General features: G+C 67.4%; 20 protein-coding genes and 1 tRNA gene. 4 read left to right on the top strand and 17 right to left on the bottom strand.

Annotated elements, in window-relative coordinates; genetic code table 11:
* Nucleotides 1–50 precede the first annotated feature (50 nt).
* From GGR13_RS06625 to GGR13_RS06610, 4 genes are all read right to left on the bottom strand, one after another.
* Nucleotides 51–1,157, bottom strand: a complete 1,107-nt coding sequence (locus GGR13_RS06625; RefSeq protein ID WP_183212707.1) for an alkaline phosphatase D family protein — start codon at nucleotides 1,155–1,157, stop codon at nucleotides 51–53.
* Between the two features lie 77 nt (nucleotides 1,158–1,234).
* A complete protein-coding gene (locus tag GGR13_RS06620; RefSeq protein WP_246347724.1) occupies nucleotides 1,235–3,535 on the bottom strand; it encodes a TonB-dependent receptor in 2,301 nt (766 codons plus the stop codon).
* Nucleotides 3,536–3,742: 207 nt separating this feature from the next.
* Nucleotides 3,743–4,474, bottom strand: a complete 732-nt coding sequence (gene recO, locus GGR13_RS06615) for a DNA repair protein RecO (RefSeq protein WP_183212705.1) — start codon at nucleotides 4,472–4,474, stop codon at nucleotides 3,743–3,745.
* Nucleotides 4,474–4,998 carry a nuclear transport factor 2 family protein gene (locus tag GGR13_RS06610; protein WP_183212704.1) on the bottom strand — a complete coding sequence of 175 codons (525 nt, stop codon included), beginning with the start codon at nucleotides 4,996–4,998 and terminating at the stop codon, nucleotides 4,474–4,476. The genes recO and GGR13_RS06610 overlap by 1 nt, the downstream gene beginning before the upstream one ends.
* Before the next feature lie 173 nt (nucleotides 4,999–5,171).
* Here GGR13_RS06610 and topA point away from each other — a divergent pair, with 173 nt between their 5' ends.
* Together topA and GGR13_RS06600 are read left to right on the top strand one after the other, a co-directional pair.
* The gene (topA, locus tag GGR13_RS06605) at nucleotides 5,172–7,811 is read left to right on the top strand and encodes a type I DNA topoisomerase (protein WP_183212703.1); all 2,640 of its coding nucleotides are present in this window, start codon (nucleotides 5,172–5,174) and stop codon (nucleotides 7,809–7,811) included.
* Between the two features lie 71 nt (nucleotides 7,812–7,882).
* Nucleotides 7,883–7,958: transfer RNA gene (locus GGR13_RS06600), tRNA-Thr, on the top strand.
* 376 nt (nucleotides 7,959–8,334) lie between these two features.
* Here GGR13_RS06600 and GGR13_RS06595 read toward each other — a convergent pair.
* From GGR13_RS06595 to GGR13_RS06540, 12 genes are all read right to left on the bottom strand, one after another.
* Nucleotides 8,335–8,829 (bottom strand): helix-turn-helix transcriptional regulator, encoded by a 495-nt coding sequence (locus GGR13_RS06595; protein ID WP_183212702.1) that lies wholly within the window; start codon nucleotides 8,827–8,829, stop codon nucleotides 8,335–8,337.
* Between the two features lie 168 nt (nucleotides 8,830–8,997).
* The gene (locus tag GGR13_RS06590; RefSeq protein ID WP_183212701.1) at nucleotides 8,998–9,279 is read right to left on the bottom strand and encodes a hypothetical protein; all 282 of its coding nucleotides are present in this window, start codon (nucleotides 9,277–9,279) and stop codon (nucleotides 8,998–9,000) included.
* The gene (locus tag GGR13_RS06585; protein ID WP_183212700.1) at nucleotides 9,276–9,890 is read right to left on the bottom strand and encodes a lytic transglycosylase domain-containing protein; all 615 of its coding nucleotides are present in this window, start codon (nucleotides 9,888–9,890) and stop codon (nucleotides 9,276–9,278) included. The genes GGR13_RS06590 and GGR13_RS06585 overlap by 4 nt, the downstream gene beginning before the upstream one ends.
* Nucleotides 9,884–10,405 (bottom strand): S26 family signal peptidase, encoded by a 522-nt coding sequence (locus tag GGR13_RS06580; RefSeq protein ID WP_183212699.1) that lies wholly within the window; start codon nucleotides 10,403–10,405, stop codon nucleotides 9,884–9,886. The genes GGR13_RS06585 and GGR13_RS06580 overlap by 7 nt, the downstream gene beginning before the upstream one ends.
* Complete coding sequence (locus GGR13_RS06575) at nucleotides 10,402–11,529, bottom strand: TraB/TrbI/VirB10 family type IV secretion system protein (RefSeq protein ID WP_183212698.1); 1,128 nt, start codon at nucleotides 11,527–11,529, stop codon at nucleotides 10,402–10,404. The genes GGR13_RS06580 and GGR13_RS06575 overlap by 4 nt, the downstream gene beginning before the upstream one ends.
* Nucleotides 11,526–12,530: a P-type conjugative transfer protein TrbG gene (gene trbG, locus GGR13_RS06570; protein WP_183212697.1), complete on the bottom strand. Its 1,005-nt coding sequence runs from the start codon at nucleotides 12,528–12,530 to the stop codon at nucleotides 11,526–11,528. The genes GGR13_RS06575 and trbG overlap by 4 nt, the downstream gene beginning before the upstream one ends.
* Complete coding sequence (gene trbF / locus GGR13_RS06565; RefSeq protein WP_183212696.1) at nucleotides 12,509–13,192, bottom strand: conjugal transfer protein TrbF; 684 nt, start codon at nucleotides 13,190–13,192, stop codon at nucleotides 12,509–12,511. Before trbF ends, trbG begins: the two co-directional genes overlap by 22 nt.
* A gap of 1 nt (nucleotide 13,193) precedes the next feature.
* On the bottom strand, nucleotides 13,194–14,594 hold the full coding sequence (gene trbL, locus GGR13_RS06560) for a P-type conjugative transfer protein TrbL (RefSeq protein WP_183212695.1): 1,401 nt from the start codon (nucleotides 14,592–14,594) through the stop codon (nucleotides 13,194–13,196).
* Between the two features lie 11 nt (nucleotides 14,595–14,605).
* On the bottom strand, nucleotides 14,606–15,280 hold the full coding sequence (locus GGR13_RS06555; RefSeq protein ID WP_343060304.1) for a TrbJ/VirB5 family protein: 675 nt from the start codon (nucleotides 15,278–15,280) through the stop codon (nucleotides 14,606–14,608).
* 16 nt (nucleotides 15,281–15,296) lie between these two features.
* Nucleotides 15,297–17,720 carry a conjugal transfer protein TrbE gene (gene trbE / locus GGR13_RS06550; RefSeq protein ID WP_183212693.1) on the bottom strand — a complete coding sequence of 808 codons (2,424 nt, stop codon included), beginning with the start codon at nucleotides 17,718–17,720 and terminating at the stop codon, nucleotides 15,297–15,299.
* A gap of 6 nt (nucleotides 17,721–17,726) precedes the next feature.
* On the bottom strand, nucleotides 17,727–18,005 hold the full coding sequence (locus tag GGR13_RS06545) for a VirB3 family type IV secretion system protein (RefSeq protein ID WP_183212692.1): 279 nt from the start codon (nucleotides 18,003–18,005) through the stop codon (nucleotides 17,727–17,729).
* Nucleotides 18,005–18,322, bottom strand: coding sequence for a TrbC/VirB2 family type IV secretion system protein (locus GGR13_RS06540; RefSeq protein WP_183212691.1), 318 nt, complete (start codon nucleotides 18,320–18,322; stop codon nucleotides 18,005–18,007). The genes GGR13_RS06545 and GGR13_RS06540 overlap by 1 nt, the downstream gene beginning before the upstream one ends.
* Before the next feature lie 556 nt (nucleotides 18,323–18,878).
* Between GGR13_RS06540 and GGR13_RS06535 the strand changes: the two genes are divergently transcribed.
* On the top strand, nucleotides 18,879–19,220 hold the full coding sequence (locus GGR13_RS06535) for a helix-turn-helix domain-containing protein (protein ID WP_221230448.1): 342 nt from the start codon (nucleotides 18,879–18,881) through the stop codon (nucleotides 19,218–19,220).
* 4 nt (nucleotides 19,221–19,224) lie between these two features.
* A complete protein-coding gene (locus GGR13_RS06530; protein WP_183212690.1) occupies nucleotides 19,225–20,493 on the top strand; it encodes a type II toxin-antitoxin system HipA family toxin in 1,269 nt (422 codons plus the stop codon).
* A 27-nt stretch (nucleotides 20,494–20,520) separates the two neighbouring features.
* Here the strand turns inward: GGR13_RS06530 and GGR13_RS06525 are convergent, their stop codons facing one another.
* Nucleotides 20,521–20,772: a hypothetical protein gene (locus GGR13_RS06525; RefSeq protein WP_183212689.1), complete on the bottom strand. Its 252-nt coding sequence runs from the start codon at nucleotides 20,770–20,772 to the stop codon at nucleotides 20,521–20,523.
* Nucleotides 20,773–20,776: the final 4 nt, after the last annotated feature.

Here is a 20,776-nt window from a genome sequence, read left to right as displayed (position 1 = left end):
GGTTTGCCGCCCAAGTCTAGGCCTTGCGCTCCGTCTTTGCGCCGCCGGATTTACACTACCAGATCTCCGATCCTAATTGGCTGCTCGAGCCTGACCACCCCGTTCACATCCCGGACCTGCGCCAGCACGGTGGGGCTCGTTCCCTCCCAATCAATGGTCAGCAGGCCGAAATTCTGGTCCCGAAAGACCGACCCGACTCTCAAGGCGTTGGGCGGTGTCACAGGCCAGACCTCGGTCAGCCCGGACGAGGTGATGTCCCAAAGCGGATACGGGGTGTTCACATCGAGACGCGAAATCTCGCCATAGTGGGTATCCCCGGAAAGACAGATCAGGCCATTGGCCCTCTTGTCCCGGATGGCCGCGATGAGGCGCTGGTGATCGTGGGCGAAGTTGATCCAGCCCTCCCAGCCGGCAAAGTCCGCCAGCACCTGCAGGCTCGACGCCAGGATCCTTACGTCGGCCTGAACGCCCAGTTGCGCCTCCAGCCAGCGCCATTGGGTTTCGCCAAGCTGGGTTGCGCCGATTTCCGGATTTCGGGCGTAAGGCCCGGGCGTGGGCTCACCGGATTCCGCGCGTTTCTCTATCCAGGCATCATAATCCTGATCTCCGAGCTCGAGGGACATCAGCGGCGTCCGGTTCCAGCGCAGGTCGGGCAGAATAACCTGGACCTGCCGCCCGGCCGGACCGAACACATGGGCCGTGTAGATGCCATCCCGGGTCCGGCGGGGGCTGTCTGCGGGTTCGCCGAAGAAGTCTAGGAACAGTCGGCGCGACTCCTCCTTCATGGGGTAGTCGGCCCCGGCGTCGTTCTCGCCGTAGTCATGGTCATCCCAGATCGCCAGGATCGGCACCGTGGCCTTCAGGCGCTGGAACCCGGGCTGGGCGGCAAGCTCGGCGTATTTGCGACGCATGACCGCCGGGTCCCGGGTATCCAGGTAGACGTTGTCGCCGAGGAAGATGAACAGGTCCGGCTGCGTGGCCAGTACGGCGTCCCAGATCGGCTGCGGCTTGTCGCTCTTGGCACAGGATCCGAACGCGATCCGGGTCAGGGTTCGCCCGGCCTCGGGATGAGCGTCGGGCTCGGCCCGGACCGCGCCCGCGATCAGACCGGCACCGACAGTTCCGGCCATCAGGCCGCGTCTCGAAAGTCCGTTCATTCACCTGGCTCCGGTCCGGAAAGGGAACGGGGCGCACCGTAAGGTACGCCCCGCCCCGGGGCAAAAAGCGTCTTTGCCTAGAAACGACGACGCAGGGTCACGAACGCCTGACGCGGCGCACCCGGCAGGAAGGTCTGACGACCGGCCGTGTTCTGGAAGCCGCCCGATCCCACAGTCGAGATGTGGTCTTCATCCAGCAGGTTTGTGACGTTGACCTGGATCTCGGTACCGTCCGCCCAGGTCCTCGTGTCAACGAAACGGTAGCCGCCGGTCAGCTCGACCAGCGTATAGCCGTCCACGCTCTCGTCATTCAGATAGCTCGAGAAGCGCTCGCTCGTGTAGGCAGCAGCCACGGTGCCGAACAGGGCACCATTGTCATAGGCCAGTTCGGCGCGGAACAAGGTGTCGGGCGTATTGACCACGGTCTTGCCACCCGTTGCCGCGACCAGGGCCCCGGCGCCGTCCCGCACGTCGTCCTCATAGGTCGAGTCATTGTAGCTGAACGATCCGAAGGCCGACCAGTCGTCGGCAATGGTCCAGACCGCCGCCGCCTCGAAGCCCCGGCTCTTCACGGAGCCGACGTTCTGGATGCCGGAACCAAGGCCCAGAATCGGAGCCCCGAGGGAGACCCCGAGCAGACGGTTCTCGAACTCGACGTCATACACCGCCACCGAACCTTGCAGCTGGTCGAAGCGGAAACGCCAGCCGGCCTCGATCGTCTTCGAGCTCTCCGGTTCGATCGTCGCCCTCAACGCCGCGAAGCCGGCGGCTGAGGCGGAGAAGGGGCCGCCGGTGTTCGAGGATTCGAAGGCGCGGATGTTCTCGGAGTAGGAGGCGAAGAGCTGGTGATCCGCGTTCAGCTCATAGGTCGCGCCGATCTGGGGCAGGAAATTGTCTTCCGCCTTGATGGTCCCGGTCTTGTTCGGACCCGTTACGGTGCTTGCGCTGTTCTCAACCGACAGCGACTTGAAGCCGCCAAAGACCGTCAGGGCTTCGGTGACGCTCCAGCTGTCCTGCACATAGAACAGACGCGTTTCAGTATCGAAGTCGTATTCCCACTGCGTGAGGAACGGGTTCTCCAGGAAATCCAGCGAGCTTCGCGTGTTGGCTGCGCGCGCCAGGCCATAGAACCGCCGCGCCTGGTTGAAGTCGTTCTGTTCGAACCAGAATCCGGCTTCGAGAGCGTGTGCACCGAGATCCAGATTGACCGATCCAAATGCACCCTTGCGGTCGATTTCGTATTCCGTCGTGCGGACCGAGATCGGGCTCGGTGCCGTGATCGCAGTGCCATTCTGATCCGGCGCACCGACCGGTGTGGCCACATAGGGGGTCCACCACAGGCCCTGACCCTCGTTCTTGTGGCCGTAGCCCGTCAGTGAGAACGACAGGGCATCGGTGACCGGATAGTTCAGGGTCAGCGCACCGATCGTGTCGTCGCGCAGCCCCGAGGCGTCGAAATAGGCGTCGTCCACGGTCCCGATGCCCGCAGGATACACCCGGCCCGACGCAGCATTGGTGACGGCCGCGCCGGTGTCACCGCGGTTGTTGGCGACGTCGGCAATCCGGACAGCCAGGGCGTAGTCCCCGGAGATGTTGTCGAAATCCCGGCCGAGACGCGCGATCTGCTCGAGCGACAGATCCTGATAGTCGTTTTCGCGGCGTTCGGAGTGGTTGATGAAGCCGGTGATTTCGCCCCGACCGATCGGCTGCAGCAGGCTGGCGTTGAACTGCTTCTGGTTCTGCTCGCCGACGCCTTTCCACTTGTCCATGCTGTGGTCAGCATAGGAAAGGGCCAGCGCTGTGCTGGCCGGGCCAAAGGCACCCGTGTCCAGACGGACGTACCCGCGCAGGGTGTCCTCGTTTCCGATTGTTCCGGCGACGTCCAGGCCGAAGCCTTCCGAAGGGCGACGGCTGACGAACTGGACGGTGCCGCCCAGATTGCTGCTCGACGCGGTGCTCAACGCACCGGATCCCTGCGCCACATCGACCCGGCCGACGTTCTCAGAGATGATGGCGCGCGAGATGTGCAGCCCATTGTGGTTGCCGTAGCTCATGTCACCCAGCGGCACGCCGTCCAGCGTAAAACCCAGCTGGTTCTGGTTGAAGCTGCGCAGCACGATCCGGGCCGACCATTCGTAGTTGCCGAAGGCATCCGCCGACTGGAAACTGACGCCGGGAAGACGCTCGATCGCCTTGAGCGGGCTGGTGCCGGGTGCCTCGATTGCAATGGCCGCCTGAGTGATTGAGGCCTGCTGGCGGGTCTGGCCAGTGCCGAACACGATCACATCGTCGACGGTGGTCACCGGCCCATCGGCCTCGGGGGCGACGACGGCCTGAGCCTGGGCCAGGACCGGGCTCGCGATCGCGAGCGACAGCATGGAAACGCCTGCAAGCAGGTGACGTGGATCATGATAGCCCCCAACGGATCTAGGCTCGCACCAGTGCAAGCTGGCCGTCCCTAGGAGCGCCTCACGACGGAGGGACGACGGGTCCATGGCATCGCCATGACAAACCACTGTTCGTCGATGATTGGTTCCCGGCGTTGCCGAATGGCTACGCTTGGTCCGTGAACGGTCTGAAATTGCTCAGATTCGTCCGGTTTCGCGCAGGCGATCGATCATCCAGACCCTTGCTTCCGGGAGGGGCCGGTTCTGGGGGTGGAAGACGAACTGTTCGAGAAAATGCCCCGTCAGGTCCAGTCCTGCGCCGACGTCGCCCTCGCTCAGTCCCGCCTGTGCACCCAGCATGAAGGGCGGCAGTTTCAGCATCTTTTCGGCATAGGGTGCACCCGCCTCGCGCGACACCGCCCTCCCGGTGCGGGGACTGACATACACCAGGTCATCCATCGAACCGGTCGCCGCACAGCGTGAAAGATCAAGGCCGAACCCCAGGTCATCCAGAAGTCCGGCCTCGAACCGCACGAAGATGGCGGGCCAGACCTCCGGGATGGCAAATGCCGCCATCATGGCTTCGAACGCCAGGAAGGCCCCCGGGTGCGGCTCGCGCTCCGGCAAGGCCCCCTGAGCGACGGCCGCTGCGGCCGCCAGACCGGTCAGGGCCATGGCGTCGTCGAACAGGGCGGACGGCCCCTCCCCCATCGCCTCGAGGCGGGCCGAACCCAGATGATCGGAACTGCGCGCGCGATAGTCGACGATCACCCGCGCGCCGACCTGCAGGAACGGCTTCATCTTGCGCGATGCCCCGCCGGCAACATAGGCCCCGCGTCGCCCGTGGGTCTCCGTCAGAAGATCGACCACGACCCCCGTATCACCATGCGCCCGCGCCGAAAGAACGAACGCCTCTTCGTGAAAGTCCATCAGCGATCCGAAGACGGTGCCGCCGGGGACGCTGCCGCCTCGTGCTCCCGGATCAGGGCGGTCACCGGCCGGGCAAGGTCGTTGGGGATCGCATAGCTGAGGACATATTGTTCGATCTTCCAGCCAGTCTCCGTACGGACCAGCACCCCTGACCCGCGCACCGATCCATAGGATGCGTTATCCAGAATCTCGTCGAACGCGGCCACGCAATGGCAGGCCACAGGCGCAAAGGTGATGACGCGGTCACGCGGCAGATAGGTCCATCCCTGCCCCTTCGCGAAATAGGGTTCGGCATAGGCCCGAAATCCGCCAAGGCTCCAGCGCTCGGTCGCATCGGTGCCGATGAACCGGGCGTCCGGCGTGAACAGGGAAAAGTAGAGAGGGCCGTCGGCTCGCGAAGCGGCCTCGTGCAATTGGTCGATGACGGTCCCGACTTCGACAGCTGCAGGATCGGGAGCCTCGGGGCCTGGCGCGGATGCAGTCTCCTGCAGGGCCAGGGCCAGAAGCAGCGCTGTGAACGGCATGGGCGGGCTCCATCGATACGGGACTCGACCCTAGCGGTTCCTGATCCGTTCCGGAACCGTCGTCTGCACCAGGACCGTCAGCCCCCCCGTGATTGTCGCGGGTTCAGCCCCCCGATTGACTTAAGGCGCGGCCCCCACCACGCTCTGCGCCCCTCCCCACAGACTGCGCATCCATGAACCTCGTCATCGTCGAGAGCCCGGCCAAGGCCAAGACCATCAACAAATACCTCGGCTCCGACTTCGAGGTTCTGGCCTCCTACGGACATATCCGCGACCTGCCTTCGAAGGACGGATCGGTGAAACCCGATGAGGATTTTGCCATGGAGTGGGAGATCGACGCCCGCGCCTCCACCCGGATGTCCGAGATTGCCGCTGCCGCCAAACGCGCCGACCGCGTCATCCTGGCGACCGACCCGGACCGCGAGGGCGAAGCCATTTCCTGGCACGTTCTGGAAGTCCTGACGAAAAAGAAGGCGCTCAAGGACACCCATGTCGAGCGTGTGACTTTCAACGCCATCACCAAATCGGCCGTGCTCGAGGCCATGGCCGCACCCCGCCAGCTGGATATGGAACTGGTCGAGGCCTATCTGGCCCGCCGAGCGCTGGACTATCTGGTGGGCTTCACCCTGTCGCCAGTCCTGTGGCGCAAGCTGCCTGGCGCGCGATCCGCCGGCCGGGTCCAGTCCGTCGCGCTTCGCATCGTCGTCGATCGCGAGCTGGAGATCGAACGCTTCCGGCCCCAGGAGTACTGGTCCGTCGAGGCCGATCTGGTCGCGGACAGTCCGCCCTTCACTACGCGCCTGGTCAAACATGCCGGCAAGCGCATCCAGCGTCTCGATATCCCGAACGAGGCCATGGCCTTCGCCGCTCGCGATGCGATCCAGAGCGGCGACTTCACCATCCGCTCGATCGAAAAGAAGCCGGTCCGGCGCAGCCCTGCACCGCCCTTCACCACCTCGACTCTGCAGCAGGAAGCCTCGCGCAAGCTTGGTTTCGATGCCCAGCGCACCATGCGTGCGGCACAGAAACTGTACGAAGGCGTCGACGAGACGGGGGGCCTGATCACCTATATGCGGACCGACGGCGTCCAGACGACGCCCGAAGGTATCGCCCAGGCCCGCGAGGTCATCGCCGACCGGTTCGGACCTGCCTTCGTCCCCTCCGAGGCCCGCTATTACAAGACCAAGGCCAAGAATGCCCAGGAAGCGCACGAGGCCATCCGCCCGACCAACATCGCCCGCCATCCGGACAGCCTGCGGCTCGAATCCGATCTGCAGCGGCTCTACGAACTGATCTGGAAGCGCATGGTCGCCTCCCAGATGGAGTCGGCCCGGATGGACCGGACGACCGTCGAGATCGAGACGCCGGATGGCCAGACCGGCCTGCGCGCGACCGGTCAGGTCGTGACCTTCGATGGTTTCCTCGCCGTCTACGAAGAAGGCCGCGACGAGCGGCAGAAGGGCACCGAGGGCGAGGACGACGACGATTCCACCCGCCTGCCCGCCCTGAAGGAAGGGGCGAAGGCCAAGGTCGAGGCCGTGCGCGCCGACCAGCATTTCACCGAGCCTCCGCCCCGCTTCTCCGAGGCGACCCTCGTCAAGAAGCTCGAGGAACTCGGCATCGGTCGTCCGTCGACCTATGCCTCGATCCTGACGACACTGCGCGACCGCGAATATGTCCGCATGGACAAGAACCGGTTCATCCCCGAGGACAACGGACGCCTTGTCACCGCCTTCCTCGAGCAGTTCTTCCGGCAGTGGGTCGAATATGACTTTACCGCCGGTCTGGAAAACCAGCTCGACGAGGTCTCTGCAGGACAGATGGACTGGAAGGCCCTGCTGCGGGACTTCTGGGGCCAGTTGAAGCCGGCCACGGCCGCCATGCTGGAGCGCCAGGGCGTCATCGACGAACTGGACGAAGCCATCGGGCCCTTCCTGTTCCCGCCCAAGGAAGATGGGACGGACGCCCGGCTCTGCCCAGCGTGCGGGAACGGCCGTCTGCACCTGAAGGCCAGCTTCAAGATGCGGTCATCCTTCATCGGCTGCTCCAACTATCCGGAGTGCCGCTACACCCGCGGTTTCGGTTCCGGCGCCAGCGAGGCCGAGACCGGCACCGATCGCGAACTGGGCCTCGATCCCGAAACCGGCCAGCCCGTCCATCTGAAGATCGGGCGCTTCGGACCCTATGTCGAAACGACTCCGCCCGAGGCCGAAAAACCGAAACGCTCTTCCCTGCCCAAGGGCTGGTCGCCGGCTTCCCTGACGCTGGAGAGCGCCTTGCGGCTGCTGGCCCTGCCGCGCGAGGTCGGGATGCATCCGGAGGACGGCAAGCCGATCACGGCGGGCCTCGGTCGCTATGGGCCGTTCGTCCTGCACGCCGGGACCTATGCCAATGTCGCCGACATCGACGAGGTGTTCGAAGTCGGGCTGAACCGCGCGGTCGTCCTTCTTGCCGAGAAACGGGCGGGCAAGTTTGCAGGCCGGGGTCAGGCCACGGCCCCGCTCAAGGATCTCGGAGCCCACCCGGAGACCGGCGATCCGGTCCAGGTCATGGCCGGTCGTTTCGGTCCCTATGTGAAATCCGGCAAGATCAACGCCACCCTGCCCAAGGGCACGACGCCCGAGGATCTGACCATGGAGCAGGCCTTGCCGCTGCTGGCAGCCAAGGCCGGAGCGGCTCCGAAGAAGAAGGTCGCGGCAAAGAAGGCACCAGCCAAGAAGGCCGCTCCGGCCAAGGCGGCCGCGAAGCCGGCCGCAAAGCCCGCCGCCGCGAAGAAGAAGGCTGCGCCGAAAAAGGCCAAGGCTGCTGGATGATCCTCAAACGCTGATCGGTGGAGGTGGCGCTTGCTCCTCCGCCGATCTGTCGTCATAAGCCTCCGCCGGAGGCCGGCTTAGCTCAGTTGGTAGAGCGCCAGTTTTGTAAACTGGATGTCGCGGGTTCGATTCCTGCAGCCGGCACCACAATTTCAACGACTTAGGTGTGCAAAATTTTGCACAAGTCGCTTTGGGGTCACACCGGGGGCACAAAGCGACGTCAAATCAGGACTTTTCGCAGCGGTTCATTTGGCTCGGTTCTGAGGTATCGCCTCAGAGGCCAGTGCCACTCCGATAGGGGCTTGCTGGAGGCGACAGCCAGCCAAGGCACCGTTGCAGGTTGGTCCACGCCGGTTCAGCGCTTTCCATGCCTGTGCGATCAACGACGGAGATCGTCAGACCTGTCGCAGCCGAACCTGTTCTGCGCAGCCGGGCGCGACGGATGGAGGGAGCCCATCAGGCCGGTTTGGGTCGTTTCAGATCATCCGTCACTGATCATGGCCGGTGCCGTCCGGCAACGGTCTCAAAAATCAAAGCCCATCTGGCCTGGAGCCACGCGCGCGGCCCGACCTCGGCGCTTAGGCGCGACGACGGGCGTCGTGTCCTCATCTGCGCCGCCCCGGGTCTCGGTCGGGCACACCTGGCATTCACGACCCGACGGTTCCCGGCTATCCAACACCCGAGGTGCCGGGTGTGGCTGAGGCGGGGGTGATGCTGCAGGTCGGGACGGTTCGACGACAGGCTGGACGAACTTCGGTCGTCGACCGCGGGCCGTCTCCGCCAGGCGGGCCAGTCGGCGCGACATCTTCCAGGCCGTCACCTCGCTTTCCCACCACCCTACTCGCCCCGGCGACAGCTGCACCCGCGCCGGAAACCCGCCCGTCTGTTCCATGCGCCAAGCGGTTGTCCGACTGACCCCCGTATGATGCCTGACCTCCGGCCAGAGCAGGAGACGATCGTCGGTCTCGCGCCAATCGACCGAGGGCACGTCGCGATGATCCTCGCTCAGTGTGTGCATGCCGACATCTCCCGGACGCGCTCATGGAACGCTTCGGCCAGGCACGCCGCGTCGTTCGCAGCATCGACCGGATCGCGGCCTTCCCAGTCCCAAAGAACCCTCCGGAGGGCGAAACTGGTCGCTGGATCCGCGAGCAACCCTTGAATGGTCGCCGCAGGGGCGGGGCGGTCACCGTCCATGGCGGCGCGCCTTCTTGGGGGGTGCCGAGGTGCGCAGCTCGGTGATCTGGGTGTCGGCCCAGGCCTCGAGCACATCCTCGGGATAGAAGGGCCTGCCACGAATGTGCCGACAGGGTGGACCGTCTCCCCCCGTCGAGAACAGCCGGGCCAGGGTGGCCGGTTTCATGCGGATGCCCCGCCTCTCGAGACAGGCCGAGGCCTCAGCCCGCGTGAGCCAGGCTGCAGGCGCGGCCTGTCCGTCCGAGGGTTCCGCCGACACCTCCAGTGTCATGGCTGAGCTCCGGCCGTGCCGCAGTCCCGGACACTGCGCACTCCGCGCCCGGCGGTCAGGGCGAGATAGCAGTCCACCACCCGGACGACGTAAGTCCTGGTCTCTTCGATGTCCGGGATCCGGCCCAGCCGCGCGACCCGGCCCGGCCCGGCGTTGTAGGCCGCAAGCGCCAGCCGCACGTCGCCGAACCGGTTCAGTTGCCGCGCCAGATAGTCGGCCCCGCCCGCCAGGTTCTGCGCGACGTCGAACCGGTCGGTCACGCCGAGCTCACCGGCGGTGGCGGGCATGAGCTGTGTCAGACCGCCGGCCCCGACGGGCGACCGCGCATCGGGGCGATAACCGCTCTCGACCACCACCAGAGCGTGGAGGAGCTTGGGGTCGACGCCGTGCCGCGCCGCCGCGAACGCGATGGCCTCCCCATAGGGCTGCCGCAGCGGCGCGACCACTGCACCGGCCAAGGCGGTCTCATCTTGCCCCTGCCCCGCCGCGATATCGGCAGGACGGCCGAACATGTCCCCTCCGGCGCGCGACCAGTCCAAGGACTGCCCTGTCGCGATTGAAGGGACCGCGAGCATCGCGGCCATGACGACCCCGGTCCATCGCCTCACCATGACAGGCCCTCTCGATAGACACCCAGAATGGCCTTTCGCGAAACTGGCCCGAAATAGCGGCTGTCCAGACTGGTCTCGGTGTCGCCCAGCAGAAACACTTCATCGGGACCGAGCCGGCGGCACCCGGTCCAGACCGGCAGGTGCCGACCTTGCCGGTCTCGTGCCCGCACAGGATGGCGGCCCGACGGTGTCACCAGTGTCGTGCCCTCGGCGCAGACGCTCTGACCACCGACGGCCACCACCCGCTTGATCAGAAGCACGTCGGTCGGGAGCCCCAGGGATCGCAGGTACGGCTGAACGCGGGCCGGCTGGGCGAGCGCCACGATACTCCCGGAGGACGTGTCATGGCCGAAGGCACGCCAGTAGATGCCCTTCGGCAGACTGGGACTCTCGTTTACCAGCAAAGGCGCGGGCGTTGTGCGGACCGCCGTTGCGGCCCCCAGGGCGATCGCGATCGGCAGCAGCACGAGCGCCGCCCAGCCGCGTCGCGTGAAGATGTTCCTGAGACGTTTCATGAGCGGTACGGCTCCAGCACAAGATCGCGGGTGATCAGCACCCGCACCGACGCGCCCGGCCGCAGCCGGATCGAGGGACGGACCTCCAGTTCGCGATCGACCAGCCGCCCGCCCACGCGCGATCCTTCGATGGCGGCGGCGTCGCCGGCGTCTCCGACAAAGCCGCCCGGACGCCCGTCGTCATCGTCGCGCGCGATCTGGCCCAGGGTCGTGATGGCGCCGGCGAACAGGGTGCCCACCAACAGCGGGAACAGACGCCGATCGACCTCGCCGCGCACGCCGATCGCACCCTGGGCATCCACGCCGGGCTCGCCGCTGAGGACCAGGCTCTTGCCGTTGGGCAGGATCAGCCGGTCCCAGGTGAGAAACGCCCTTCTGTCCCCATAGGCGCTGTCGCCGTCATGCCGGCCGATCAGCCGGGTCCCCTGCGGCAGCAGCAGATGCCGTCCGCTCACGCTGTCGAACACGTTCTGGGTCACGGTCGCCACGACCGGTCCTGACCGGGCTGTGTCAATGCCGGTCAGGAGAGCCGCCGGGAGCACGGCGCCGGCCTTCAGCTCGAACGGAGACAGGGGCGCGACCAGGCCGTTGGGATTGTAGACGCCGCCGGTGTCCGGGCTTGTCGGCGCCGCGCTCGCGACGTCAGGCCCGTCCCGGCGATCGCTTTCGAAGAACAGGGTCGATCGCGCGGCGAGCTCTCCCGGGGCCGGACCTGTCCGGCGCGGCTCCGAGACGGGCCGATAGGCCGGTGGCGACGCATAGTCCCCGGTCACCGTCGGAACCGGTTCGACCGGTGCCGGCTCCGCGCCCAAGATTCGGGGCTCCGGCAGACGATCGTAGCTGGCCGGCTGATCGGTGACGGCTTCTGACGGCCGCACGACGCCCCGCGCCGGATCGTCCCGGCCTTCGGCGGCGCGCTGGCGGGCCTGGTCGCGGAGGTCGGGCTGGATCACGAAGGCCCAGGCCAGTGAGCCCGACACGAGGAGCGCGCCGGTGATCACCAGGCCCTGGACGACCGACTTGCGCAGCCGGACGACGGGCGGGCGGGCGGCGCGCATCGACAGGCCAGGCGCCGGCGCTTTGGCCAAGGGCGCGTCAGGCCCGGTCTCCGGATCGGTGGTCATGGCCGATCTCCCGTGAGCCGCTCAAGCCGTACGATGCGCGGTCGGCGGTCGCCCGATCGCAGCTCGGCCTGATCGAACAGCCGATCGACCACGAACAGACCGCCCTGCTGGCGATAGTTGACCAGCTGGGACCCGCCGTCCGCCGCGATGACGAACAGCGTCGGCGCCTCATCGGTCCAGACATCCGGCGGGAAGGTGATGAAGGTCCTCACGCCATCGTTGAACACCGCCGTCGGTGTCCACCGCGGTGCGCGACCCTGCGGCCGGATGCGGTAGCGCGCGTCCAGCGCGCCCTGCGGCATCACCAACCCCGTTTCGGTCGCGGGATCCACGACATCGGCGATCTGATCGGCCAGATCGACCGGGGTGTCCCACGCGATCGCGGCGTTGAAGGCCTCAGCCGATCCGCTCTTCAGATCCAGCCAGTAGACCCGATGGCTGGTGGTCAGCACCAGGTTGGTCTCAAGGCCCCGCTCGAGGGGCTTGAGCAGGATGTGGGTCCTCGCGTTGGCCCCGGTCCCCGAGGTGGTGTCGCCGATCTGCCAGCGGACCGTATCCCCGGCGGCCTTGGAGACCACCGTCTCGCCAGGCCCCAGGGTCAGGGTGGTGACCCTCAGCGGGGCCGTCCACACTTCATAGACACGGCCCGGTGCCCAGGCGAACACCTGGACGCCGCCCACGAATTGATCGGACCGAGATGCCGCCCGGGCCTCGCCATTGGCCGCAGCGATGGCCGCCCGGCCGGTGCGGGCTGGCCGTGGCGCAGCCACGGGATCCGCAAGCTTCGGCGCAGCGCCTTGCTCGACTTCGACCAGCGCGACATAGGGCTTGGCGGTGGCCGTAAGCGGCGGGAGCTCGGACAGTTGCGCCGTGGCGAGGACAAGCGTGTCCTCCATCAGCTCGGCGACCGGGGCCGGCGTGCCGACATGCGCGCTCAGACTCGAACACCCCGCGACCAGACAGGCGGCGGCTGTGAGGGTCAGGTTGCGTCGGGTGTCCATGAGATGTCCTCGATCTTCAGTCCCAGGGGGTTCTTCATGAGTTCGGCTTCCGTCCGGGGCGGCTCGACCCCGGTCGTGATGAGGGCACGCCAGCGTTCGGTCCCGGCCGACTGGCCGTTCACGAACCGGGTCTCGCGCCACTGAAGGTCGTAGGTGTCTCCGGTCCGGGGCACGACATTCAGCACCTCGATTGTGATGGCTTCCCGCCCCGCATCGGCGAAGGGGTCATGGGTCTGGGCCCAGGCGTTCAGGAAGGCGGCGGCCTTGGGCGTCATCAGGTCATAGGCGCGCAGCCAGTTCTGACGGATCACGACCGGATCGATGCTCTTGCCCCGCACGTCGCGGATCCAGCCGGCGAGGGCGTGACCGATCTGGGCCTCGCTGGGCTCGTAGCGGCCTCCGATGGCGGTGATCCTCTGGGTCTGTCCCCAGTCCGACACCTCGACCACGAACGGTTTGACCACGGCCCGGTCGGCCTGCACCCACCAGCCCGCGCCCAGGAAGGCGGCCAAAGCCAAGTTGGCCACCGCCATGCGACGCCAGTTCCGGGCATGGGCGAGGGACAGGCCCATGCGGTCGTCCCAGACCTGCCCCGCGCGCTGATAGGGCGTCGAGTCCGGTGCCGAGGCGAGCGCCCGCTTGGGTCGAAAGAAGGGATGCATCTCAGGTGTCCTCGGCTTTCAGGTTGGGGGACAGGCTGCCGCTGGTCTCACCGGCGGGCAGGAGCCCCCGTCCGGCATTGGCGACGAAGAAGGCCTGCAGCGCCGCCGACCGGCCCTGCGGCGACCGCGCCACGGCGCTCGAACCGTCGGCCGCGCGATGAAAATTGGACCGCGCGGCTTTGGCCTCGGCAGCGATCACTCCGGGCGACCGCGCCGAACGTTCACCGCTCGCCGACGCCCCGCCCGTCGAAGCCACGGTGCCGGACCCGAGGGTCGGCTCCGGCGTCCAGGCGACCGCAGCCTCACCGACGCCCTCAGCCCCGGAGGGCGATTGCCGGGCCCCCGCGCCTGACATCGGCCCACGTGGACCCATTGGCGCGGGATTGTCGTTCGAGGGGCGAGGGGGTGCGTTCGGCCCCGGACTTGACGGAGGCGACGGGGATCGTCCCGATCCCGCCCCGGCTGCTGCCCGGGCGGGACCGGCCACTCGCGCCGCGCCGCCCGAGGCCATCGCTCCGGCTCCGGCGATCCCGGCGCCCGCCAGGGCCCCTGCTCCACCGACCGCCAACGCCCCGGTCAAAAGGGCGCCCGCACCCAGCGAAGGGCCACCCGTCACCAAGGCCGAGGCCAGGTTCGGGATAAACAGCGCCAGCATGGCCAGGAGAATGGCCGCCACCAGGATGGTCAGGGCCTCGTAGATGTCGGGGTTGGCCGACGGCTGAAGCTGGTCGAACACAGTCCGCGCGCCCGAGACGACGATGGCCAGGGCCAGGACCTTCAGCCCCGACGACACGACGTAGCCGAGCGGCCGTTCGGCGAGGAAGGCGGTCTTGTTCCAGATGCCGAACGGCAGGAGCACGAAGCCGCCCAGCGTCACGATCTTGAACTCGATCAAGGAGACGATGATCTGCAGCGCCAGGATGGCGAAGGCCAGCATGATGCCGATCATGGCCAGGCCGAGGATCAGGGCGTCGGTGAGGTTTCCGGCGATGTCGAGCGGATTGTCGACCGGGGCCGGCGTCTCGCCCAACGCCTTCACGATTTCCCAGCCCTGGGCCAGGATCGCTCCGGGATTCAGGAACTCGGACGGCGACAGCGCTCCCCCGCCCGCCGTCAGCCCCAACTCCAGAAAGCCGAAGTAGATGGTCTCCGACAGCGCCTGCCAGTCGTTGATCAGCCAGGCGAAGGCCCCGATCAGCAGCACCTTGCCGAAGCCCGAAGCCAGGACCTCGCGATTGGGCGACAGAACCCACTGCAGGCCGGTCAGGGCGACGACCAGGACGATCATCAGCCCTAAGATGCCGGTTACCGAGGCCTGCAGGGCGTCGAAGCCCGCCGACACGGTGTTGGAAAAGACCACCATCAGATCATTGGGCGTGTCGACGCCGACCGGTGCTGACATGACCGGCCTCCTCAGTCCCGCGCGCGCGACAAGGGAGAGAAGCCCGGCGCGGCGGGTGCCGAAACCGACCGGCTCCACATCCGGCGGCGGGCTTCCGTCCCAGCCGATCGCTCGGCGGATTCCCGCGCGGTCGCCTCAGCCAGCAGCCGCGACTGGGCCAGCATGATGGTTCTGAGCGCCGCCAGGTCCTCGGCCAGTACGGCCAGCATCTGGTTGGACGACTGCACCGCCGCCGTCTGGCCCTGGGCGATCTCGCTGGCGCTCAGCGCGCCGGTCAGTCTCTGGTCCCTGCCCCGACCCAGCCTCTCGAGTTCCGCCGCCGTGCGCGCGAGGTCCTCGGCCGTGCGGCGCGCGACCGCCGTCCGGGCCTCGCCCTGCTCGAGCAGACGCAGGGCGTCTGCGCCCGACAGGTCGTCCGGATAGAGGGTCTCGAACTGTCGCTCCAGCCCCTCGACGGAGGTCGCGACCCCCCGCGCGGTCCGGGCCAGCTCGGCCATGTCGCGCAGGGACTGGCTGTTCCTGGTCAGGTGACTGTAGGGCGAGGCGGCCAGCGTGCGCGCCTCATTGGCCAAGCTTTCGAGCTGACGCGCCGTCTGAAGCGCGTTCTCGATGTGATTGCGCGGATCGAACACGACCTGCTGGGCCATGGCCGTGGCCGGGGCCCAGGTCGCGAGCAAAGCGCCCACGGCCAGGATGACACGCCTATTCGGCCGCGATCGGGCCGGCGAAGGCGTCGAAGACGGACTCCACATTCTGCACTCCCTTGGTTCTGAGGAAATCGCGCGCGAACCCGGTCTCGCCGGACCGCGCCAGGACGGTGTCGATCAGGGTCTGGTCCTCGGGAGACCCGGACCCGCAAAGGGCAAGCGCTACGCCCGTCAGCCGCAGGTCGAACAGGCGTCGTCCCCGGGGCTGGCGCCAGTAGTAGGATCGCTTGGGGGTGGCGAAGGCGATCAGCTCCAGCTGACGCCGGTTCAGCCCGAAAGCCCGGTAGAGGTCCGCCGAGGCGGGTTCGAGCACGCGCGGATTGGGCAGGAACACCTGGGTCGGGCAGCTCTCGATCAGGCTCGAGGCGATCGAGGAGGCCGCGACGTCGTCCAGGCTCTGGGTGGCGAACACCACGCAGACCCGCTTCTTGCGCAGGGTCTTGAGCCACTCCCGGATCCGGGCGGCGAAGGCGGTCTCGCCCAGGAACAGCCAGGCCTCGTCCAGCACCAGCAGGGTCGGTCGACCGTCGAAGCTGCGCTCCAGCTGGTGGAAGAGGGCCGAAAGCACGGGGGCCACCGCCGATGGCGTCGCCATCAGGCTCTCCAGCTCGAAGGTGTCGAACCGGCTCAATCCGAAGGCGTCGCCCGCCCCGTCCAGCAGGGCCCCGTGCGGACCCTTGAGGGTCAGCGGCTCCAGCGCTGCCGCGACCGCCCGGTCCTGAACCAGGGCGCAGAATACCGTCAGGGTCCTCTGGCCGATCGGGGCATCCCCTAGGGCTGCAAGCGCCGCCCAGATCTCCTCCCGGACGCGGGGCACGGGATCGAGCCCAGCCAGTCTGACGGTCTCGCCGATCCATTCCGCGGCCCAAGCCCGCTCGCCATCCTCGTCGATGCGGGCCAGCGGCTGCATCGCGAACGGCTGGCCGGGCTCCAGCGCCCGCCAGCGCCCGCCGGCCGCAAGGGTTGCGGCGCGCGCAGACCGGCCCTTGTCGAAAAAGACCACCCGCGCGTCCGGGTAGCGGAACCACTGCAGGGCCAGGAAGGACAGGAGCGCGCTCTTGCCGGAACCGGTCGGCCCGACCACCATCGCATGTCCGACATCGCCGACATGCAGCACCAGACGGAACGGCGTCGATCCCGTGGTCCGCGCCGTTGCCAGCGGCGGTCCGTCCAGGCAGGCGTCCTCGGCCGGTCCCGCCCAGACCGCCGAGACCGGCAGCAGGTCGGCCAGATTCAGGGTCGAGACCAGGGGACGGCGGACATCCGCATAGGGCTCGCCCGGCAGGGACCCCAGCCAGGCCTCGACCGCATTGAGATCCTCGATCCGCGCCACCAGCCCCTGGGCGTTCAGCGCCGCCTCGATGACCCGGGCCTTGGACAGCGCCCCCGCCTCGCTCGTGTCCAGCACTGTGACCGTCAGGGTCAGATAGCCGAAGGCGCAGGACTCGGCTCCGAGGGCTTCAAGGGCTCCGTCGCATTCCTCGGTCTTGGCCGAGGCGTCGGTGTCGAGAAGCGGCACCTCTTCCTTGGTGATGGCTTCGCGAAGCAGCACGCCGACGCCCTTCCTCTTGGCGAACCAGCGCTTCCTCAGCTTGACGATCTCGCGCTCGGCCTCGGTCTTGTCCAGGCCGATCCAGCGCGCCGTCCAGCGATAGGGAAACGGCAGGCTGCCCAAGGCATCGAGCAAGCCCGGCCGGGTGACGCTCGGCAGCCCCCTCACCGACACCACCTTGAGCCACTGGTCTCCGAGCCGGGGCGCCATGCCACCCGTCAGCGCCGCGTCCGCCAGCCAGGCGTCGAGAAACACGGGCGTGTCCGGCGGTTCGATCCGAAAGGGCCTCGGCGACACGGTGTCGTGCAGCCAGGTGAGGAGCTCGGCGTCGCCCAGCCGGTCGATCTCCGGCAGGGCGTCGGCCAGCAGATCGGTGACCACACCGGTCTCGCGCCGGAAGGCCTCCAGCGACAGACGCCAGTCCTGTCCCCCCTTGGCCAGACCATCGAACAGCCAGCGTTCCAGCGTCCGCGTCTCGTCGGCTGGCGGCAGCCAGGTCAGGGCGAGCCGGAAGTCTGTCTCGAAGGCCGGGTCGGCACTGTCGAACCGATCCCTGCGTTCGGCATCCAGCAGCCAGGCCGCATCAAGGTCGAACACGCTCTCCGGATAGGGTTCGGCGGACCGCCTGCGCGCCTCCACATGCAGGCACCAGCCAGTGCCCAGCCGCTTGAGGGCATTGTTGAGCCGGGCCCGCACCGCCATCAGTTCGTCCTCGGTCGAGGACTCCAGGTCGGGTCCCCGGAACCGCAGGGCGGTGGTGAACGACCCGTCCTTGTTCAGCACCACGCCGGGGGCCACCAGAGCGGCCCATGGCAGATGGTCGGCCAGGGCGGCGGGCCGGCGGCGATGCTCCTCAAGAAACCGCATGGCCCGTCACCCGTCCAGATGCCCGGGCAGCGCCAGATGGCGTCGCAGGACATCGAAGAAGCGGCGATCGGCGCGCGCCGCCGCCAAGCCGATCGCATGGGCGACCGCCCACCACAGCAGGCCCAGCCACCAGATGCGGAGTGCCAGCCCCAGCACCATGGCCACCGTTCCCATCAGAATGGCGTAGTCGCGCGGCATGCCCGCCATCAGCACGGGCTCGGCCAGGGCCTGGGCGACGGGCAGATCCCAGCCATCGGGACGACGATCCAAGACGGTCTGGGCCATCAGCCGATCTCCACCCCTCCGGCGAAGCCGAAGAAGTCCAGGAAGAAGGTCGAGGCCGCAAAGGCGATCGAGAGGCCGAACATGATGCCGAGACCGCGTCGCATGGACGACCCGTTCTCGCTCATGGCGATGCCGGCCCCGAAGATGACGACAGCCACCACGGCGGCCGCCTGAACGACGGGTCCGGTGATGGACTGGACCACCTGTTGAAGGGGGCCTTCCCACGGCATGCCCGAGCCTCCGGCCAGGGCCGGTCCGGCCAGAAAAAGGCCACAGGTAATCGCTGCGCCGCACAGGCGGCGTTGAAGTCTGCGCATGGTCCGCTCCCTTGGCGTTCAGCGCTTTCCAGAGCGCCGCGACTCATTGCAAGCAAATCCATCCACAGCCTGTCAATCCTATTTATTAACAATATTTCAGTAACTTACATGCGACTTCTGAGAGACTTTTCAGCAAGTCGATGAAGGGTCGCGTCGACTTGCCCGGTCCGATGTCGTCGCGACGCTTCCACGACTTGGACCGACTTGCGTAGACTCCGCGCGACCGTTGACCCTGGCCGGGATCGCTACATTCAGCGGCGGGGCGATCGCGACCCCGGCCCTGGAACCAAGGCAGGGCTCCATCGCTCGCGATCTCTGAAAGACCGGGGTTGCCAAAGGGGATAAATCCGTATGGGCCGGGCTCGCGAACATCGAAAGTCTTCGTTCCGCTCGAACGACAAGCCGCATTCGCCTCGACCCGATCCACAGTCCTCCGCCCGGCGGGTCGACCCTTCGCCCTTGATCGGGTGAATGCACCTCACGGTAATCCATCGATGTCATGATCTACATATAGACCGAAGTCTTGAAATGCGGTCGATATGTGATACAGACACGCATGCCCCGCGCCTCTGCTGCAAAGACCGCCCTGCCCGACCCGAGCCGACAGGCTCTGGTCAAGCTCGGACGCGATCTGGTGACGGCCCGTACGCGCCGCCGGATTCCCCAGCAGCTGATGGCCGACCGTATGCTCATCTCGCGCGGGACGCTGCGCCGCCTCGAAGCCGGCGACCCGACCGTGGGCCTGGGGGTGCTCGCCAGCGCCCTGTTCATTCTCGGCCTGACCGGCCGGCTCGGGGATCTTGTCGCTGCGGATCTGGACCGGGTGGGCATCAGCGAGGAGGTTTCGCGCCTTCCGCGTCACGCCCATGCGCCCGCAGATCCGGACCTGGACTTCTAGCGCCATGGCCCGCGTCTCGACCATCGTCTTCGTCCATCTCGACGGCCAGCCCGTGCCCGCCGGACGTCTCGTCATGGTCGACGAGCCCCGCAACGCCTACGCCACCTTCGCTTATGGACGACGCTATCTGGAGCGCGCCGATCGCGTGCCGATCGATCCGGTCCAGTTGCCCCTTCCGGAGCCCGGCCGGGACGTTGAGTTCCGCACCCAGGAGGATTTCACGGTCTTCAACGGCGTCCGCGACGCCGCCCCGGACGGCTGGGGCCAGTACCTCATGTACAAGGCCATGGGCGATCGTCTCCCGACCGACGCTGACCTCATCCTCGCCTCGGGTGAACACCGCGTCGGCGCCCTGGCCTTCGGCCCGACGCCCGCCGCCCCCCAACGGCTGACGCCCTGGGGCGAGGGCGATGCGCCCGGTGAAGAGTTCAGCCTGGACGTCCTGGCCGAGGCCGTGGAGCGGGTTCAGAGCGTCGACCAGCTCGACCCCGACCTGCGCACCCTTCTCAGCGCCGGCTCATCCCTGGGCGGTGCGCGACCCAAGGCCGCAACGGAGATCGACGGCCAGGCCTGGATCGCCAAATTTCCATCTCGCAACGACACCTATCCGGAATGCCGGATCGAACTCGCGACCATGCGGCTGGCCGCCGAGTGCGGCCTCGACGTTCCGTCGCTGGACTTCCGGTCCGTTCTTGGTCGCGACATCTATCTCATCCGGCGCTTCGACCGCCGACGGGACGGCAATGCCGTCTACCGCACCCCCTTCGCCTCTGGCCTGACCCTCCTGGGGGCGCATCAGGGCGACACAGGCCGGCACGGCTACGCCGATATCGCCGAGGCGCTTCGCCGCCATGGCGGCGATCCTCGCCGCGACCTGCGAGAGCTGTGGCGCCGGATGCTGTTCAACATCCTCGTCACAAATGACGACGACCATCTGCGCAACCACGGTTTCCTGCTGGGCCAGGACGGGTGGCGCCTGTCGCCCCTCTACGATGTCGTGCCCAAGCCGCAGGTGGGACGGGACCGGACGCTCGTGCTCCGGGTCGGGCCCGAAGGGCGAGCGGCCACGGTCTCCAACGCCCTGGCTGGAGCCGCTGTCTTTCATCTGACGGCAGAGGAGGCCGAGGCCGAGGCCGAGGCAATGGCCGGCATGGTCCGGCGGCGATGGGATACCCTCTACGCCGAGGCGGGGGTCAGTCTCGCGGATCGTGGACGGTTCGCGACATGCTTTCGTCAGGCCGACCCGACGCTCGACCCGGAACCCGCGGCCTGAGATCGGCTTTTGCGGCGTGTTGCCGCCTCAATCCGCGCCACACTCCGGATAGACGTGATCGAGAAGGCCGTCCTGAGAGACGAGCCGGGCTTGCGCGGCGTCCGGCCGGGCTTCGAGATGACGACGACAGCCGTCGCGGATCGTTTCGATCGGTCCCGGCAAGACGAACGAGTCGACCATATCACCCGCAGCGTTGATCAAAACGATTCCCCACATACAACTCAGTTCGACCGGCAGGAGAGCCTCGTCAAGGCGGGGGACGCTTGGCGGGTTGGCCATCCGG

It is taken from the genome of Brevundimonas variabilis (assembly GCF_014199945.1).
GTDB lineage: Bacteria > Pseudomonadota > Alphaproteobacteria > Caulobacterales > Caulobacteraceae > Brevundimonas > Brevundimonas variabilis.
The sequence above is the reverse complement of the archived record's forward strand: the minus strand, read 5'-3'. Positions and strand labels throughout refer to the sequence as shown.